Origin of the sequence: Phenylobacterium haematophilum (assembly GCF_014196295.1) — a bacterium.
Lineage (GTDB): Bacteria > Pseudomonadota > Alphaproteobacteria > Caulobacterales > Caulobacteraceae > Phenylobacterium > Phenylobacterium haematophilum.
Window position 1 is genome coordinate 169973 of the sequence record NZ_JACIDK010000001.1, and the last position, 14540, is coordinate 184512.

At 66.9% G+C, this 14540-nt stretch carries 21 protein-coding genes and 2 tRNA genes; 15 read left to right on the top strand and 8 right to left on the bottom strand.

All coding sequences use genetic code 11. From position 1 onward, the window contains the following. Positions 1-84 precede the first annotated feature (84 nt). The 6 genes from GGQ61_RS00860 to GGQ61_RS00885 all read left to right on the top strand — a co-directional run bounded on the left by GGQ61_RS00860 (position 85) and on the right by GGQ61_RS00885 (position 2261). Complete coding sequence (locus tag GGQ61_RS00860; protein ID WP_183769486.1) at positions 85-405, top strand: hypothetical protein; 321 nt, start codon at positions 85-87, stop codon at positions 403-405. Then, positions 402-896 carry a lysozyme gene (locus tag GGQ61_RS00865; protein ID WP_183769487.1) on the top strand — a complete coding sequence of 165 codons (495 nt, stop codon included), beginning with the start codon at positions 402-404 and terminating at the stop codon, positions 894-896. The genes GGQ61_RS00860 and GGQ61_RS00865 overlap by 4 nt, the downstream gene beginning before the upstream one ends. Further along, positions 896-1306: a hypothetical protein gene (locus GGQ61_RS00870; protein WP_183769488.1), complete on the top strand. Its 411-nt coding sequence runs from the start codon at positions 896-898 to the stop codon at positions 1304-1306. The genes GGQ61_RS00865 and GGQ61_RS00870 overlap by 1 nt, the downstream gene beginning before the upstream one ends. Before the next feature lie 87 nt (positions 1307-1393). Beyond that, on the top strand, positions 1394-1621 hold the full coding sequence (locus GGQ61_RS00875; RefSeq protein WP_183769489.1) for an Acb2/Tad1 domain-containing protein: 228 nt from the start codon (positions 1394-1396) through the stop codon (positions 1619-1621). Continuing rightward, complete coding sequence (locus GGQ61_RS00880; RefSeq protein WP_183769490.1) at positions 1594-1899, top strand: hypothetical protein; 306 nt, start codon at positions 1594-1596, stop codon at positions 1897-1899. The genes GGQ61_RS00875 and GGQ61_RS00880 overlap by 28 nt, the downstream gene beginning before the upstream one ends. Before the next feature lie 107 nt (positions 1900-2006). Further along, entirely contained in the window at positions 2007-2261 is a 255-nt protein-coding gene (locus tag GGQ61_RS00885; RefSeq protein ID WP_183769491.1) for a hypothetical protein, read from the top strand. Positions 2262-2266: 5 nt separating this feature from the next. Here GGQ61_RS00885 and GGQ61_RS00890 read toward each other — a convergent pair. The 3 genes from GGQ61_RS00890 to GGQ61_RS00900 form a co-directional block, all read right to left on the bottom strand. Continuing rightward, positions 2267-2341, bottom strand: a tRNA-Arg gene (locus tag GGQ61_RS00890). Positions 2342-2354: 13 nt separating this feature from the next. Further along, a tRNA-Thr gene (locus tag GGQ61_RS00895) sits at positions 2355-2428 on the bottom strand. 236 nt (positions 2429-2664) lie between these two features. Continuing rightward, on the bottom strand, positions 2665-2871 hold the full coding sequence (locus tag GGQ61_RS00900) for a hypothetical protein (protein WP_183769492.1): 207 nt from the start codon (positions 2869-2871) through the stop codon (positions 2665-2667). Positions 2872-3361: 490 nt separating this feature from the next. On the opposite strand from GGQ61_RS00900, the gene GGQ61_RS00905 reads away from it, so the two are divergent. Next, positions 3362-3538: a hypothetical protein gene (locus GGQ61_RS00905; protein WP_183769493.1), complete on the top strand. Its 177-nt coding sequence runs from the start codon at positions 3362-3364 to the stop codon at positions 3536-3538. Between the two features lie 107 nt (positions 3539-3645). Continuing rightward, positions 3646-3996: an Hpt domain-containing protein gene (locus tag GGQ61_RS00910; RefSeq protein ID WP_183769494.1), complete on the top strand. Its 351-nt coding sequence runs from the start codon at positions 3646-3648 to the stop codon at positions 3994-3996. Here the strand turns inward: GGQ61_RS00910 and GGQ61_RS00915 are convergent. Both GGQ61_RS00915 and gcvA read right to left on the bottom strand, forming a co-directional pair. Next, positions 3969-4301, bottom strand: coding sequence for a chorismate mutase (locus tag GGQ61_RS00915; RefSeq protein ID WP_183769495.1), 333 nt, complete (start codon positions 4299-4301; stop codon positions 3969-3971). The genes GGQ61_RS00910 and GGQ61_RS00915 overlap by 28 nt on opposite strands. Positions 4302-4313: 12 nt before the next feature. Then, positions 4314-5270: a transcriptional regulator GcvA gene (gene gcvA / locus GGQ61_RS00920; RefSeq protein WP_183769496.1), complete on the bottom strand. Its 957-nt coding sequence runs from the start codon at positions 5268-5270 to the stop codon at positions 4314-4316. Between the two features lie 178 nt (positions 5271-5448). Here gcvA and cobA point away from each other — a divergent pair, with 178 nt between their 5' ends. The 6 genes from cobA (at position 5449) to GGQ61_RS00950 (ending at position 10428) form a co-directional block, all read left to right on the top strand. After that, positions 5449-6285 carry a uroporphyrinogen-III C-methyltransferase gene (gene cobA / locus GGQ61_RS00925; RefSeq protein ID WP_183769497.1) on the top strand — a complete coding sequence of 279 codons (837 nt, stop codon included), beginning with the start codon at positions 5449-5451 and terminating at the stop codon, positions 6283-6285. Continuing rightward, a complete protein-coding gene (locus GGQ61_RS00930) occupies positions 6282-6638 on the top strand; it encodes a DUF2849 domain-containing protein (RefSeq protein ID WP_183769498.1) in 357 nt (118 codons plus the stop codon). Before cobA ends, GGQ61_RS00930 begins: the two co-directional genes overlap by 4 nt. Positions 6639-6651: 13 nt before the next feature. After that, positions 6652-8307: a nitrite/sulfite reductase gene (locus GGQ61_RS00935; RefSeq protein WP_183769499.1), complete on the top strand. Its 1656-nt coding sequence runs from the start codon at positions 6652-6654 to the stop codon at positions 8305-8307. Next, on the top strand, positions 8291-8788 hold the full coding sequence (locus GGQ61_RS00940; RefSeq protein WP_183769500.1) for a DUF934 domain-containing protein: 498 nt from the start codon (positions 8291-8293) through the stop codon (positions 8786-8788). The genes GGQ61_RS00935 and GGQ61_RS00940 overlap by 17 nt, the downstream gene beginning before the upstream one ends. 7 nt (positions 8789-8795) lie before the next feature. After that, a complete protein-coding gene (locus tag GGQ61_RS00945; protein ID WP_183769501.1) occupies positions 8796-9533 on the top strand; it encodes a phosphoadenylyl-sulfate reductase in 738 nt (245 codons plus the stop codon). 79 nt (positions 9534-9612) lie between these two features. Next, positions 9613-10428: a ferredoxin--NADP reductase gene (locus GGQ61_RS00950; protein WP_183769502.1), complete on the top strand. Its 816-nt coding sequence runs from the start codon at positions 9613-9615 to the stop codon at positions 10426-10428. Positions 10429-10495: 67 nt separating this feature from the next. Here the strand turns inward: GGQ61_RS00950 and GGQ61_RS00955 are convergent, their stop codons facing one another. Then, a complete protein-coding gene (locus GGQ61_RS00955) occupies positions 10496-11032 on the bottom strand; it encodes an AAA family ATPase (protein WP_183769503.1) in 537 nt (178 codons plus the stop codon). Between the two features lie 131 nt (positions 11033-11163). Between GGQ61_RS00955 and GGQ61_RS00960 the strand changes: the two genes are divergently transcribed. Next, positions 11164-13530: an arylsulfatase gene (locus GGQ61_RS00960; protein WP_183769504.1), complete on the top strand. Its 2367-nt coding sequence runs from the start codon at positions 11164-11166 to the stop codon at positions 13528-13530. 26 nt (positions 13531-13556) lie between these two features. On the opposite strand, the gene GGQ61_RS00965 is transcribed toward GGQ61_RS00960, so the two are convergent. After that, positions 13557-13859 carry a hypothetical protein gene (locus tag GGQ61_RS00965; protein WP_183769505.1) on the bottom strand — a complete coding sequence of 101 codons (303 nt, stop codon included), beginning with the start codon at positions 13857-13859 and terminating at the stop codon, positions 13557-13559. Positions 13860-14010: 151 nt separating this feature from the next. Beyond that, complete coding sequence (locus GGQ61_RS00970; protein ID WP_183769506.1) at positions 14011-14496, bottom strand: 3D domain-containing protein; 486 nt, start codon at positions 14494-14496, stop codon at positions 14011-14013. Between the last annotated feature and the right edge of the window lie 44 nt (positions 14497-14540).

Below are 14540 nucleotides of genomic sequence, written 5' to 3' on the forward strand. Positions count from 1 at the left end.
CCGGCGCCACCTCCAGACATCGACAACCCTCGGACGGAGACACGCCCGAATGACCACCCGCCATGTGCCGCGGAGCGATGCCGCATGATTGAAATCGCGGGATTGCTCGCCAGCGTCATCATCCCAGCGATCGGCGGGATTGTGTGGCTCGTCCGCCTCGAAGGCCGCATCAACAGCAACAAGCAGACCATCGCCGAGGTCGAGAAGGACCAGAACGACCTTCGCGCGCAGGTACGCCTGGAGCTGGCCGCGATCACGGCCCGCGCCGACGCGGAGGCCGCTGCGCACAGCCAGACGACCATCGCGCTCGTCCGGGTGCAGGAACAGCTCAAGTACCTGACGGACATGATCGAGCGCCTTGTCGGCAGTCCGCGCGCTCGCGGCCGTCAGACGGTCGACCAATGAGCGCGCTGCGCACAACCGCCATCGGCGCCGGCGCTAGCCTGGCCGTCGTCCTGGCGCTGGCCGAGCCCACGATCAAGAAGTGGGAAGGCTACTCCAACGACCCCTATCGCGACATCGCCGGCATTCGAACCGTGTGCTGGGGCGAGACGGCGGGGGTCCAAAACCGCCGCTACAGCGACGCTGAGTGCAGGGCCATGTTCCAGCGCTCGGCGATCCTCCATGGCGCGCCGATTACCGAATGCCTGCCGCAGGCTGCTCCGCCAGCCGTACAGGCCGCGTTCGTGTCGTTCGGCTACAACGTCGGCGTCGCCGCCGCGTGCGGCTCCACGGCCGCCCAGCGAGCGCGGCGAGGGGACTACGCCGGCGCGTGCGAAGCGCTGGCCTGGTGGAACAAGGCCCGCAACCCGGTCACCGGCAAGCTTGAGGTGTCCCGCGGCCTCGCCAATCGCCGCGCCGACGAGCGCGCCCTCTGCCTGAAAGGTCTCGCCTGATGTTCGACGTCATCGGAATGCGCATGGCCGCCGTCGTCGCGGGCATCCTAATCCTGGTCATGGTCGCCATCACGGCGTTCGCCTCGCTCGGCGAGCAGGCGGCCAAGCGCCAGAACAAAGAGCTTCGCGCGGATCTCGTCACCACCAACCAAGCCTGGGGCGAGTGCAGGGCGACGCTGGCCCAGGCGAACGGCGAGATCGAGCAACAGACCGCCCAGGTGAAGGCGTGGAAGGCCAAGGCCGATCAGGTGCGGCGCGACGCTGATGCAGCGGTCGCCAAAGCCCGCCAGGAAGCTGCGCAGTACCGCAAGCGAGCCGACCGGCTGGCGAAGCTCCCGACGCCGGCCGCCGGCCAGTGCGAGGCCGCCGCGGCGCTTTACGTGCAAGTCATCTCGGAGGACGTGAAATGAAGTCCACCCTCACGAACAGAACGGGCGGCGCTGTTGCCCCCGCTGTGGCGCGCCCCGTCGCCATCCACGGGCAACATGAGCACAGCAATGACGACCGTGAACAGCACGTCGGACGAACGCACCGTCAACAACGTGATGCGTCACGCCTATCGCGTCCTGTCGGACGCCGAAAAGGCGCAAATGCAGGAGATCAAAGACATGGGCTTGGCGTTCCACACGCTGGTCGATGGGATCGGCCACAGCCGCGAGATCTCGCTGGCCAAGACCAAGATCGAAGAGGCGGTCATGTGGGCGGTCAAGCACATCACCGCCTAGCGCGGCTGTTGGCTGCGGGCGGCGCAGCGCTAGCCCTGACCGCCTGCGCCACCCCGAAAGAGCGCATCGTCTACCGGACCGTGACCGTGCCGGTGTTCCAACCGTGCGCGCCGAAGCTCGACCCGAAGCCTGACTATCCGACGCTGAGGGCGCCGGTGGCGGCCGACATCTTCGAGCAGATGCGAACGCTCCTGGTCGAGCGCGACATGCGCGCGGCCCGTGAGATGGAGCTCGAGGCGGCGGTTTCTGGCTGCGCCGCCCATCCACCGGACAGCTAGGGCGGTGACCTCGACAGCATCGACCCCACCGGTCGCGAAACACCTGGCGCTAGACGCCTGAACTGGCCCGTCCCTGACCCAGGGCGGGTCTTTTGCGTTATGGTCTTATGCCCCGCCTCGACCCCGAAGACCGCGAGCGCCTCCGCCTGATCAGCCAGGCCGGCGGGAAGATCCACATCGTGACGGCGCGGGGCGGCGAGCGCTTCCCGGATCAGGTCGCGCTCGTCCGCTGGGCCAACGCCATGTGCGACGCCGACTACATGCGGCTCGTCGAGCGCGGCGGGGCGCACGATCCATTCGGCGAGCACTTCAGCGACTTCATTCTGACGGACAAGGCCGAGCGGGCGGCGAAGCGGGGATAGGGAGTTGGCCGGGACGGCAGGAATCGAACCTGCATCGTCGGTTTAGGAAACTGCCGTGCTGTCCATTGCACCACGTCCCGACAACGGAGTGGCTGGAGCCTGCGCGAGGAATCGAATCCCGGTTTCGACCGTACGAAAGGCGCGTCCTGCCACTGAACGACGCAGGCGGTTAGGCCTGCGTGGTTGTCCCGGATCTGGTGGCGGCGCGAAGCATGGCCGTTTCTACCTCGATCAGGCCTTCCATCAAAGCGAAAACTGCTTAGAATCAATGTGCTGCGGCGGCGTGGAAGCGGGTTGGAGCCCCCGCGAATGACACGTATCTGGCTCGGGACGCCGAGCGGATGTCTGGCGGTAAGCCAAGGCCCAGAGCGGACAAGCCGGAGTGGCGCCCGGCCCGCAGCATCTACCCGGCCTTCGCCATCAGCTCTGGCAGTTTCGCGTATCCGAGCGCCAGCCTGCGCGCCTCATCGCGCGTGAGCCGATCCGGGTTGGTCCCGATCACGACCCCGCCGCCATAGCAGAACCAGACCATGCGAAAGCCGCTCGCGTCGGACACGCACCACGACGAGCCGTTGTCTTCGATGGACCAGGGGGCGGGAAACTGGCGCATCTCACTTCGGCCTGGGCTTGTGGAAGGTGATCCGGCCGCCGTCGCCGACGATCCCGATCAATGGAACGACGCGGGCCGGCTTAGGCCGTGGGGGCAGGGGGATGACGTTCGAGAGCTTCATGTCCTCGACGTGAACAGAAGTGGAACATTGGAGTCAATCGAGCGCGCGCTCGGAGGCCGTTTTCAGGCCCGAAAAGTTTTACACCGGCTACGGGGCGCAAGGGTTTGCGAGCGCAGAAATGCGGCCGGTTGTGGAGCTAAGGTGCTGATTTTATTGGAATGGCGGGTGATTAAGAGTCAGCTGCTCTACCAACTGAGCTATACACCCATAACCGTTACGCCATAAGGCTTTGCGGTTGTTTCCCCGACCGGTCCGGAGAGCGTTTCGCTCGCGGCCCCGCTGGGGAGGCGTCCTGTTAGCGAGTCTCGAACTGCGTTGCAAGCGTCTTTGTCATTCGGCCGGCATTGGACGCAAGGTGTAGGGCCCGGTGTGGCCGATATAGTGGTCGAACAGGCCCAGTTCTTCCCGCCCAGCGCCCGCCAGCGATGGCGGAACGAGACGTTCTCGCTCATCGCCACGCCGTTCTCGTCGGCCATCGCCGGGCCCAGCATGCCCTGCAATTCCAGCATTGAGCGGGTTTATTGCACGGTCACCTCGCCGTTTTAGGTGGGGGCGCCGACCAGAATCTTCATGCGGCGAAGTCCTTGTTAGGCCGGCGGCAACCTGAGCAAGGGCACGTCGGGGTCGAGTCGGCGTTCAGAGCGGGAATTATCATGGCGAGGCGCGACATCACCGGGGCGGTGGACTTCAAATACCTCGAATCCTTCACGGCCGGCGATGGCGACGTGATTGACGAGGTGCTCGCCCTGTTCCGCGAACAGGCGGCGATCTGGGCGGCGCTGCTCGACCCGGCCTCGGAAGGCTGGCGGGACGCGGTTCACACCATCAAGGGCGCGGCTCGCGGCGTGGGCGCGTTCCAGCTGGGCGATGCCTGCGAGCGCGCCGAGGCCGCCGGCCCGGGCGCGCTGGATTTGGTCAAGGACGCGCTCGACGCGGCGCTGGCCGACGTGGCGGCCTACGCTCACGAGCGGGCGCTTCAGTCGTTGCGCACGCCGCGCAGCTGATCCCAGACGCCGAACTCATAGGCGATGCAGCGATCGATCAGCAGCCGCCACACCGGCTCGGCGATCTCCTCGGACAGGCCGGCCTCGCGGGCGGCGGCCTTGACCTTGGTCACCACGTCCTCGATCCGCGCCGTATCCAGCACCGTGTGGCGCTCGGACTTGATGCGGGCGGCGGCGTCCATGTAGCGCTGGCGCTCGGCCAGCATCAGAACAAGCGCGCGGTCCAAAGCATCGACGCCCTTGCGGACGTCGAGCATGGTCTCGCAGTCGGCCGGCAAGGGCCGTTCATCAACAACGATTTTCATGGCCGCTTAGGACTAAATCCCGGCCCCGTTGTCCAGGCTTCTTAGCGCGGCCTCGTGGGCTTCGGCCTCGGCGGCGATCCAGTTGATGAACGCCTTGACCTGCGGCAGCCGCCCTTTGGCCTTGGGATGCACCACGTAATAGGCGAAATCGACCGCCGTCGCGATCTGCAGCGGGGCGACCAGGCGGCCGGCGTCCAGGTCGGCCTGTGCCAGAGTGCGCTTGGCCAGCGCAACGCCGCGGCCGTTCACCGCCGCTTCGATCACCAGGCTCGACTGGTTGAACCGCGGGCCGCGCGCCCCGTCGATGCCGCGCAGGCCGCGGGCCGCCAGCCACATGGTCCAGTCGGGGCAGGAATCGTCCGGCTCGGGCGAGCCGTCATGCAGCAGGATGTGATTGGCCAGATCCGCGGGTTCGTTGAGTGCGATATTCGCGGCAAGTTCCGGAGAAAGCACGGGAATCACCGTCTCCCCGATCAGCCGGCGAACCTCCAGCCCGGGGTAGCGGCCGGCCCCGTAGCGGATCGCCACGTCGACTTCGCCGGCGGTCAGATCGACCAGTTCCAGCCCCGCCGACAGCCACACGTCGACCTGCGGGTGCAGCTCTTCGAATCGGCCCAGCCGCGGCACCAGCCACTTGGCCGCGAACGACGGCGCGGCGGTCAGCGTAAGACGCCGTCCGTCAACCGCCGCGGTCAGCATTGAGGCGGCCTCGGCTAGGCGGTCGAACGCCTCGCGCAGGGCGGGCAGGGCCGTCTGCGCCGCGTCGGTCAGCAACAGGCCCTTCGGCGTGCGCTTGAACAGCGCCGCGCCGACATAGTCCTCCAGGTTCTGAATCTGTTGGCTGACGGCGCCGGGCGTGACGGACAGTTCGTCCGCAGCCCTAGAAAAATTCAGGTGCCGCGCGGCCGCCTCGAACGCCCGCAGGGCGTTGAGTGGCGGCAATCGTCGGCGTTCCGCGTTACGCTCCATCGAGTTTTCCTGACACCCCCGGCAGAAGTCCTTGGGTTGCGAATTGGCCTCTTCACAGCCAATTTGCAACCGTTCGCCGAGGTATTGGCCCTTTTCGTCGGCGGATAATGTGGCGGGGCGGGTGCAAGCCCGTCCCGCTCTTACATTCAAGCTCTGGCGTTTAGAGAAGCTAAAAACAATGCCTCACCGCAAGCCCAAAAACGAGAGCGGCCAGCGCCTCGTGGTGCTGGGCGGGGCGCGCCGTCGCGCCGCCGGCGCGGTCTGGCTGGTGGGCGCTGGTCCTGGCGACCCCGAACTGCTGACCCTCAAGGCGCTTAAGGCGTTGCAGGCCGCCGAGGTCGTCGTCCACGACGGCCTGGTCACCGACGACATCCTCGACCTGGCGCCGGCTTCGGCCCGCCGCATCAGCGTCGCCAAGCGCAAGTCGCGGCACGCCTACGCCCAGGACGAGATCAACCGCATGCTGGTCGCCTTCGCCCAGGAGGGCTTGAAGGTGGTGCGCCTGAAGGGCGGCGACCCGTTCATCTTCGGCCGCGGGGGCGAAGAGCTCGAAGCCTGCCGCGAGGCGGGCGTCGAATGCCACGTGGTGCCGGGCGTCACCGCCGCCCTGGCCGCCAGCGCGAACGCCGGTGCGCCGCTCACCCACCGCGGCTCGGCCCAGGCGGTCACCTTCGTCACCGGCCACGCCGCGTCGGGCAGCGAGCCAGGCCTGGACTGGGAAAGCCTGGCCAAGGCCAACCAGACGGTCGTGATCTACATGGGCGTGTCGGCCGCCGCAGGAATCGCCGCTCGGCTGATCGGCGCCGGGCGCGCCGGTTCGACGCCGGCTCTGGTGGTCGAGAACGCCAGCCGCTCCGACGAACGCCGCATCGTCACCACCCTGGCCGAGCTGCCGGCCGCCGCCGAACAGGTGTCGGGCCCGGCTCTGCTGATCGTCGGCGAGGCTATGGCCTTGGCCCAAGCTTCCGGCGATAGCGCCGCCTTCGAACCGAAACTTGAGTTGCGTGTGAAATGAAAGCCCTGACCGGAAATCGCCTCACCGACGGCGAAGTCGTCTTCTGGAAGGCTGGGGCCTGGGTCGAGCGCTTCGCCGACGCCGAGCTCTTCGAGTCCGCCGAGGCTGGCGAGGCGGCCGAGGCGCACGCCAAGACCATGCAAACGATGATCGTCGATCCCTACCTGATCGACCTTATCGAAAGCGAAGGCCTGTGGGCGCCGGTCAGCTACCGCGAGCGCCTGCGCGCGCTCGGGCCCACCAATCACCTGCACCACGGCAAGCAGGCCGAAGGCGGAGCCGCCATCGAAGCCCTGCAGCACGCGTCCGGCGCCGCCCGCTCCAAGGGCCGCGTCAATCTGATCAAGCGTTAGAGAGGGGAGGGCCATGTACCAGTACGACACCCTCGATAAGGAATTCCTGGCCGACCGCGCCGCCGAGTTCCGCGAACAGGTCGGCCGGCGTCTGGCCGGCGAGATCACCGAGGACCAGTTCAAGCCGATCCGGCTGATGAACGGCCTTTATCTTCAGTTGCACGCCTACATGCTGCGCGTTGCGATTCCCTACGGCTCGCTGAACCCGACCCAGCTGCGCGTGCTGGCCGATATCGGCCGCACCTACGACAAGGGCTACGGCCACTTCACGACCCGCCAGAACCTGCAGTTCCATTGGATCAAGCTGGCCGACACGCCGGACATCCTGGACAAGCTGGCGGCGGTCGACATGCACGCCATCCAGACCAGCGGCAACTGCATCCGCAACACCACCGCCGACCCCTATGCCGGCGCGACGGCCGAAGAGGTCGACGATCCGCGCGTCTGGTCCGAGGCGATCCGCCAGTGGTCCAGCCTGCACCCGGAATTTTCTTTCCTGCCGCGCAAGTTCAAGATCGCTATCACCGGCGCTGCGAAGGACCGAACGGCCGCCAAGGTCCACGACATCGGCCTGATGATGCGCCGCGGCCGTGACGGCACGCTGGGCTTCGAGGTGATCGTCGGCGGGGGCCTCGGCCGCACGCCGTTCGTCGGCCCCACGATCAAGGAATTCCTGCCGGCCAATCGCCTGGTCTCGTACCTGGAAGCGATCCTTCGCGTCTTTAACCGCCACGGCCGGCGGGACAACAAGTACAAGGCCCGCATCAAGATCCTGGTCTCGGCCCTCGGGGCCGAGGAGTTCGCCCGTCAGGTCGAGGAAGAATGGCTGAAGATCGGCCCGGAGAGCGATCTGCCGGACACCGAGATCGCCCGCATCCGCGGCGCGTTCGCTCCGACCGCCTTCGAGCCGCTGGTCAACCGCTCGGAAGTGTTCGAGGCCGCCAAGGCCGCCGATCCGGGCCTGGCACGTTTCGCGCGCAATAACCTGCGTGAGCACAAGCGCGCCGGCTACACGATCGTCGAGATCTCGCTGAAGGCCATCGGCGAAACCCCCGGCGACGCCACCTCCGATCAGATGGACATCGTCGCTGACCTGGCCGAGCGCTACGGCCAGAACGACATCCGCGTCACCCACGAGCAGAACCTGGTCCTGCCGCACGTAAAGCTCGACGACGTGCCGGCGCTCTATGCGGCGCTGAACGCGGCTGGCCTGGCGACACCGAACGTCAACCTGATCACCGACATGATCGCTTGCCCGGGCCTCGATTACTGCGCCCTGGCCAACGCCCGGGCGATCCCGATCGCTCAGGACATCGCCCGCACGTTCGCCGACCAGGAGCGGGCCGAACTGATCGGCGAACTTAAGATCAAGATCAGCGGCTGCATCAACGCCTGCGGCCACCACCACGTCGGCCACATCGGCATCCTCGGCGTCGATAAGAAGGGCGAGGAGTTCTACCAGCTCACCCTGGGCGGCTCGGGGGCGGAGGACGCCTCTGTCGGCTCCATGCTCGGCCCGGCCCTGCCGGCCGAGCGCGTGGCGCCCGCCATCGACACCCTGGTCGAGGTCTATCTGCGCGAACGCCAGGGCCAGGAGCGCTTCCTCGACACCTTCCGCCGCACCGGCGTCGTTCCCTTCAAGGAGGCCGTCTATGCCGACGCGAATTAAGCTGACGGACGGCCAGTTCTCGCTGGCCGAAGACCCCTACACGCATGTCTCCGACGACGAAGACCTGGTCCGCGGGGACCTGATCATCTCGCTGACCCGGTTCCAGAGCGAGGGCGAGCGCCTGCTCGCCGAGGGCCGCTCGGTCGGCGTGCGGCTGGAGCCGGCCGAAGAGGTCGAGGTGCTGGCCTACGACCTGCCGCGCATCGCGCTGGTCGCCGTCGCGTTCCCGAAGTTCAACGACGGCCGCGCCTACACCGCCGCGCGCCTGCTGCGCGAGCGCTACGGCTTCACCGGCGAGGTCCGCGCCGTGGGCGACGTCCTGCGCGAGCAGGCCGGCTTCATGGTCCGCGTCGGCTTCGACGCCTTCGAGCCGGCCGACGGCTCGACCCCCGAGCAATGGGCGCACGCCGCCCACCGCCAACGCCACGTCTACCAGCGCGCGGCCGACCGCCGTGCGCCGGCCTTCGCCGAAAGGGAGTGAGCTGACCATGGCCTTCGATCAGTTGGAGCGTCCAACCCTCGCGGCCCGGCTCGACGCCGAGCTGCGCCACGCCCATCCGGCCACCGTGCTGGAATCGGCGGTCGAGGCGTTCGGCGACAAGCTGGCCCTGGTCTCGTCCTTCGGGGCCGAGTCCGCGGTGCTGCTGCACATGATCTCGAAGATCAAGCCGGACGTGCCGGTGCTGTTCCTCGATACCGGCATGCTGTTCGGCCAGACGCTCGACTATCGAAAGAACCTGGCGGCCAAGCTCGGCTTGACCGACGTGCGCGACCTGCGCCCGGCCTACAACGACCTTGCCGTCGCCGATCCCAACGCCAAGCTCTGGCAGACCGACACCGACGCCTGCTGCGAGGTGCGCAAGGTCATCCCGCTCGACAAGGCGTTGGTCGAGTTCGACGCCTGGATCACCGGCCGCAAGCGCTTCCATGGCGGCGACCGCCTGTCGCTGCCCGTGGTCGAGCAGGCCGACGGCCAGGTGAAGTTCAATCCGCTGGCCAACTGGGGCAAGGCCGAGCTGGACGCCTATATGGCCGAGCATGACCTGCCGGCTCACCCGCTGGTCGCCCAGGGGTTCCCGTCGATCGGCTGCTGGCCGTGCACCAAGCCGGTGGAGGAGGGCCAGGACGTCCGCGCCGGACGCTGGGCCGGTCAGGACAAGACCGAATGCGGCATCCACGTCGCCCGCGCCCCGGGCGCCGTCGACAATGTCGGCGGCGACATCTGACGACGGCGTTGCTACATACGCTCCAACCTTTGTCGGCGGCCCCTTTCGCCGCAGACCCTACGACAGCTAAAGACTTGTCATGACTGATGTAATCGCTGCGGCCCCGGCCGCATCCAAGACGCGCGGCGCCTTCATGGTCGAGACGGTGACCTGGGTCCAGCACTGGACCGACGAGCTGTTCTCGTTCCGCACCACCCGCGATCCGGGCCTGCGGTTCTCGTCGGGCCAATTCGTGATGGTCGGCCTGGAAGTCGACGGCAAGCCGCTGGTGCGCGCCTATTCCATCGCCAGCCCGTCGTGGCACCACGAGCTGGAGTTCTACTCGATCAAGGTCGCCGACGGCCCGCTGACCTCGCGCCTGCAGAAGATCAAGGTCGGCGACGAGGTGCTGATCGGCAAGAAGCCGACCGGCACCCTGGTGCTCGACGGCCTCAAGCCCGGCAAGCGGCTCTACATGGTCGGCACCGGCACGGGCCTGGCCCCCTGGCTGTCGCTGGCCCGCGACCCGGAGGTCTACGACCGCTTCGACGAGGTGATCGTCACCCACACCGTGCGCAACGTCGCCGACCTGAACTATGCCGAGCTGTTCGAAAAGGACCTGCGCGAGGACGAGATCCTCAGCGAAGTGATCGGCGACAAGCTCCGCTACTACCCGACCGTCACCCGCGAGCCGTTCCGCACCCAGGGCCGCATCACCGACCTGATCACCTCGGGCAAGATCTTCGAGGACCTCGGCGTACCGCCGCTGGATCCGGCCGTCGATCGCCTGATGCTCTGCGGCGGCCCCTCGGTGCTGGCCGACCTCAAGACCATCCTGGTCGAGCGCGGCTACGAGGAGGGTTCGCTCGCTTCGCCGGGCGACTTCGTGCTCGAAAAGGCCTTCGTCGAAACCTAGGCGCTCTCGAACAGGTTCAGCTGCTCGCAACTGCGCCTTCCCGCTGGAGCGCCGTCGCCTCGCCGTTTTAGGCGAGGGGCGCCCGGGCCAGGCTCAGCACGAACTCGGCGCGTTCGGCCGGACTTCCCTCCGGGACTGTCACCGCCTCGTAGGACAGTGCGCGAAGCCGGCGGAGTATGGCCTCGTGCGTGGCCAGGCAGTCCTCGAAGCTCTGCTTGCGCTCGTCGTCCTGGGTATAGATCTCGCGCCACGGCGGGGGCACGAAAACCGTCCGGCTGTAGCGGTGGGTGCGGGCGGCCGCCTCCATCCAGCCGGGAGCCCGTCCGTCGATCATGCTGTCGAGGATGCCGCGGTCGAAGAACACCCGCTCCCTGACATCCTCCATTCCGTCGAATATCGCGATGTCCTCACGGGCGGCGCGCGCCAGGTAGGCGTCCTGGTCGATCCAGGGCAGGGCGGTCCCGCCGCTGGCGACCTGCTCGCGGATCACCCGCCGATGGGTTTCCTCGACGACCCGCTCGCCGCGGCGGCGCAGTTCGGCCAGCAGGGCGGTCTTGCCGACCCCGGGACCGCCGGTGATCAGAAAGAAGTTGGGCTTGATCATGCATCCTCACGGCGACGTGCTGGAATACGGCGAAGACGTTCCGGGGAACACCCGATGTTCAGGGCGCCAGGCGGCGGGGCAGGTTGGCGGCGGGCAAGGGGCTGCCGTCAAATCCTAGGGAGGACCCTGCAATGGCGCTCACCGAGTACGAACCTGGCCAAGCCTTTCCCGGCGTAATCGGCCGCACCTTCGACGTCTCCAAGCCGGCCTGGCCCGAACCGAACCGCGCGCGCAAGGGATCGCCCAACGTTCTGTTCATCGTGCTCGACGACACCGGCTTCGGGCACCTCGGTTGTTACGGCAGTCCGATCAACACGCCGAACCTGAACGCACTGGCCGCCGACGGCCTGCGCTACAACAACATGCACACCACGGCGCTCTGCTCGCCGTCGCGCTCGTGCATGCTGACGGGCCGCAACCACCACTCGAACGGCATGGCCTGCATCACCGAGGGCTCCACCGGGTATCCAGGCGGCAACGGCTACATCCCGTTCGAGAACGGCATGCTGTCGGAAATCCTCCAGCAGCAAGGCTACAACACCTATGCCCTTGGCAAGTGGCACCTGACGCCGTCGGAAGCGACCTCGGCCGCGGGCCCCTACGACCGCTGGCCGCTAGGTCGCGGCTTCGAGCGCTATTACGGTTTCCTGGGAGGCGACACCCACCAGTACTATCCAGAACTCGTCCGCGACAACTCTCAGACTGAACCCGAAACAACGCCGGAGGAGGGCTATCACCTGACCCCAGACCTCGTGGCGAAGGCCAAGGCGATGATCGCCGACGCCAAGCAGGTCGCGCCGGACAAGCCGTTCTTCATGTACTTCTGCACAGGCGCCATGCACGCGCCTCACCACGTCCCCAAGGAATGGGCGGACAGGTACAAGGGCGCCTTCGACGACGGCTGGGACGCCTATCGCGAGAAGGTGTTCGCAAAGCAGAAGGAATTGGGGATCGTCCCCGCCGGCGCCAAGCTGTCGCGGCACGATCCTGACGTCCAGGATTGGAGCAAGCTCCCTGCCGACGAGCGCAAGCTCTATGCGCGGATGATGGAGGTGTTCGCCGGCTTCCTCGAACACACGGATCATCATATCGGCGAACTGATCGCCTTCCTCAAGGAGATGGGCGAGTACGAGAACACGCTGATCATGGTGATCTCCGACAACGGCGCCAGCGCTGAGGGAGGCCCTAATGGCTCAGTGAATGAAGGCAAGTTCTTCAACAACGTCGCCGACGATCTCCAGCAAAACCTGGCGGCGATCGACGATCTTGGCGGTCCGAAGTACTTCAATCACTACCCTTGGGGTTGGACGCATGCCGGCAACACCCCGTTCCGGCGCTGGAAGCGCGAGACCTATCGCGGCGGCACGGCCGATCCGTTCATCGTCGCGTGGCCCAGGGGCATTAAGTCGAGGGGCGAGATCCGGAGCCAGTACTGCCACGCCATCGACATGGTCCCGACGGTGCTCGACGCCTTGGGGATCGAGCCGCCGGCGGTCGTCAGGGGCGTCACCCAGCATCCCATCGAAGGGTTCAGCCTGAAATCGTCATTCGACGACCCCAAGGCCGAGGCAAAGCACATCACCCAGTACTTCGAGATGTTCGGGCACCGCTCGCTCTACCACGACGGCTGGCGCGCAGTGTGTCCGTGGCCGGGCACATCCTTCACCGAATCGGGCCTGACCTTCGGCGCTCCGATCGATTACGACAAGCTGACCGAGTTGGACGCTCACGGCTGGGAACTCTACGATCTCGGAAAAGACTTCGCCGAGACGGACAATCTTGCCGACAAGGAGCGCGAGCGCCTGATCGCCATGATCGGCATGTGGTACGTCGAGGCCGGGAAGTACAACGTCCTGCCGATCGACAGCCGAGGCACCTTGCGAATGGTGGATCAGCGCCCGCAGATCGCTGTCGATCGCAAGCAGTACATCTATTATCCGGGCACGCAGGCGGTGCCCATCAACGCCGCTCCACGCCTTGTCAATGTCCCGCACTCGATTTCGGTTCACGTCAATGTGCCGAAGGGCGGCGCGGAAGGGGCGCTCTACTCCATGGGCGGCAATGACGGCGGGTTCGTCTTCTATGTCCAGGGCGGCAAGCTCTGCTACGGCTACAACTACGTCGCCGAGCGGCGCTTCAAGGTGCAGTCCGACAGCCCCGTGCCCGAGGGCGATCACGTCCTGAGCTTCGAGTTCACGCCCACCGGCAAGCCGGACATCGCCAACGGCAAAGGCGTTCCGGCGAGCATCAAGCTGTTCGTCGACGGCGACCAGATAGGCGCAGGCGAGCTGCCGGTCACAATCCCGCTTTCGCTTGGCCTGTCGGCGGGCGTGGTGGTCGGCGCCGACGCCGGTTCGCCGGTCATGGAGGACTATACGTCGCCGTTCCGCTTCACCGGTACGGTCAAGAAGGCGCTGGTCGACGTGACCGGCGAGGCCTTCGAGGACAAGGAGGCGCAGGTGAAGGCGTACCTGGCCCAGGCGATGGCCAGGCAGTAGCGAGCGCGGCTAAGGGGCTGGCTGCTCTAGTTGACCAGCTCGGGCGCCTCATCGGGGACATCGCACATCAACGCGGCGATGAGCTCGCCGTTCGGGCGGTAGACTTTCCGAAACCGGCCGGCGTCCCAGCCGCAGTCGCCGCAGGCGCAGACGCCGCCCAGGTAGCAGCTGGGCGTCAGCTCCTTGAGCCGCACGCTGGAGCCGTCGCCAACGGCCCGGATGTTGGTGATCGTATAGAGCGCCCCGAGATCGGGCATGATCTGGCTCTCGGGACGGTTGGGCGTGTCGTCGATGCACTCGACGATATCGCCTGTACTCAGGTCGGACACGGTAGCGGGCCTTCAATGGCCGCCGCGCGCGCCGGGGGCGCGCCCGGCGATAGGGACGCTGTAATGCTCAGGGCGCTGGGACGTTCCAGCGCCCTGACAGCATGATCGGGCAGTGTGGGGAGCCAGGCTATGCGGCCTGTCGCCGCCCTGTTTAGACGGGCGGGCAGCCCTTGAACTCGCCGGCCTTCGCGACCGTGAGCTTGGCGAGGTTCAGCGCCATCAGCGGGCGCATCGAGGACGAACCGTGGCCGGTGAAGAGGTCGATCTTCTCGCCTTTGATCGCGCCGCCGGTGTCCGAGGCGTACCAGAATCCGTCGTGCTTGGAGCCGTCGGGCATCGGCAGGCCCACGGTTTCCTTGATGAACAGGCGCGTGCGGCGCGGGATGAGCTTGGTGTCGACGGCGACGGTGCGCATCGCGACCACCTTGCAGCCGAGGGAGTCCAGGTTGCCCACGCCCTTGGCGCCGGCGTGGTAGAGCGTGGCCTTCATACGGAAGTCCGGGGTGCCCGGGAGCGCGCCGGTCAGGGCCGAGACAATCAGGTCCCCAAGCGGGTCGGTTTGAGGCGCGGCTTGTGCGCTTTGTGACAGCCCAAAGAAGAAGGGGAGGGCGGCAAGGGCGGCGAGGCGACGTCGCATGACGGCGGCTCCTTCGTCGTTGTTCTTGGCAGCGGCGGCCTTCG

Bases quoted from the DNA above. Each gene is read 5' to 3' on its own strand.
- GGQ61_RS00860 (WP_183769486.1), top strand. From the start codon at position 85: ATGATTGAAATCGCGGGATTGCTCGCCAGCGTCATCATCCCAGCGATC.
- GGQ61_RS00865 (WP_183769487.1), top strand. From the start codon at position 402: ATGAGCGCGCTGCGCACAACCGCCATCGGCGCCGGCGCTAGCCTGGCC.
- GGQ61_RS00870 (WP_183769488.1), top strand. From the start codon at position 896: ATGTTCGACGTCATCGGAATGCGCATGGCCGCCGTCGTCGCGGGCATC.
- GGQ61_RS00875 (WP_183769489.1), top strand. From the start codon at position 1,394: ATGACGACCGTGAACAGCACGTCGGACGAACGCACCGTCAACAACGTG.
- GGQ61_RS00885 (WP_183769491.1), top strand. From the start codon at position 2,007: ATGCCCCGCCTCGACCCCGAAGACCGCGAGCGCCTCCGCCTGATCAGC.
- GGQ61_RS00900 (WP_183769492.1), bottom strand. From the start codon at position 2,871: ATGCGCCAGTTTCCCGCCCCCTGGTCCATCGAAGACAACGGCTCGTCG.
- GGQ61_RS00910 (WP_183769494.1), top strand. From the start codon at position 3,646: ATGGCGAGGCGCGACATCACCGGGGCGGTGGACTTCAAATACCTCGAA.
- GGQ61_RS00915 (WP_183769495.1), bottom strand. From the start codon at position 4,301: ATGAAAATCGTTGTTGATGAACGGCCCTTGCCGGCCGACTGCGAGACC.
- gcvA (WP_183769496.1), bottom strand. From the start codon at position 5,270: ATGGAGCGTAACGCGGAACGCCGACGATTGCCGCCACTCAACGCCCTG.
- cobA (WP_183769497.1), top strand. From the start codon at position 5,449: ATGCCTCACCGCAAGCCCAAAAACGAGAGCGGCCAGCGCCTCGTGGTG.
- GGQ61_RS00930 (WP_183769498.1), top strand. From the start codon at position 6,282: ATGAAAGCCCTGACCGGAAATCGCCTCACCGACGGCGAAGTCGTCTTC.
- GGQ61_RS00935 (WP_183769499.1), top strand. From the start codon at position 6,652: ATGTACCAGTACGACACCCTCGATAAGGAATTCCTGGCCGACCGCGCC.
- GGQ61_RS00940 (WP_183769500.1), top strand. From the start codon at position 8,291: ATGCCGACGCGAATTAAGCTGACGGACGGCCAGTTCTCGCTGGCCGAA.
- GGQ61_RS00945 (WP_183769501.1), top strand. From the start codon at position 8,796: ATGGCCTTCGATCAGTTGGAGCGTCCAACCCTCGCGGCCCGGCTCGAC.
- GGQ61_RS00950 (WP_183769502.1), top strand. From the start codon at position 9,613: ATGACTGATGTAATCGCTGCGGCCCCGGCCGCATCCAAGACGCGCGGC.
- GGQ61_RS00955 (WP_183769503.1), bottom strand. From the start codon at position 11,032: ATGATCAAGCCCAACTTCTTTCTGATCACCGGCGGTCCCGGGGTCGGC.
- GGQ61_RS00960 (WP_183769504.1), top strand. From the start codon at position 11,164: ATGGCGCTCACCGAGTACGAACCTGGCCAAGCCTTTCCCGGCGTAATC.
- GGQ61_RS00970 (WP_183769506.1), bottom strand. From the start codon at position 14,496: ATGCGACGTCGCCTCGCCGCCCTTGCCGCCCTCCCCTTCTTCTTTGGG.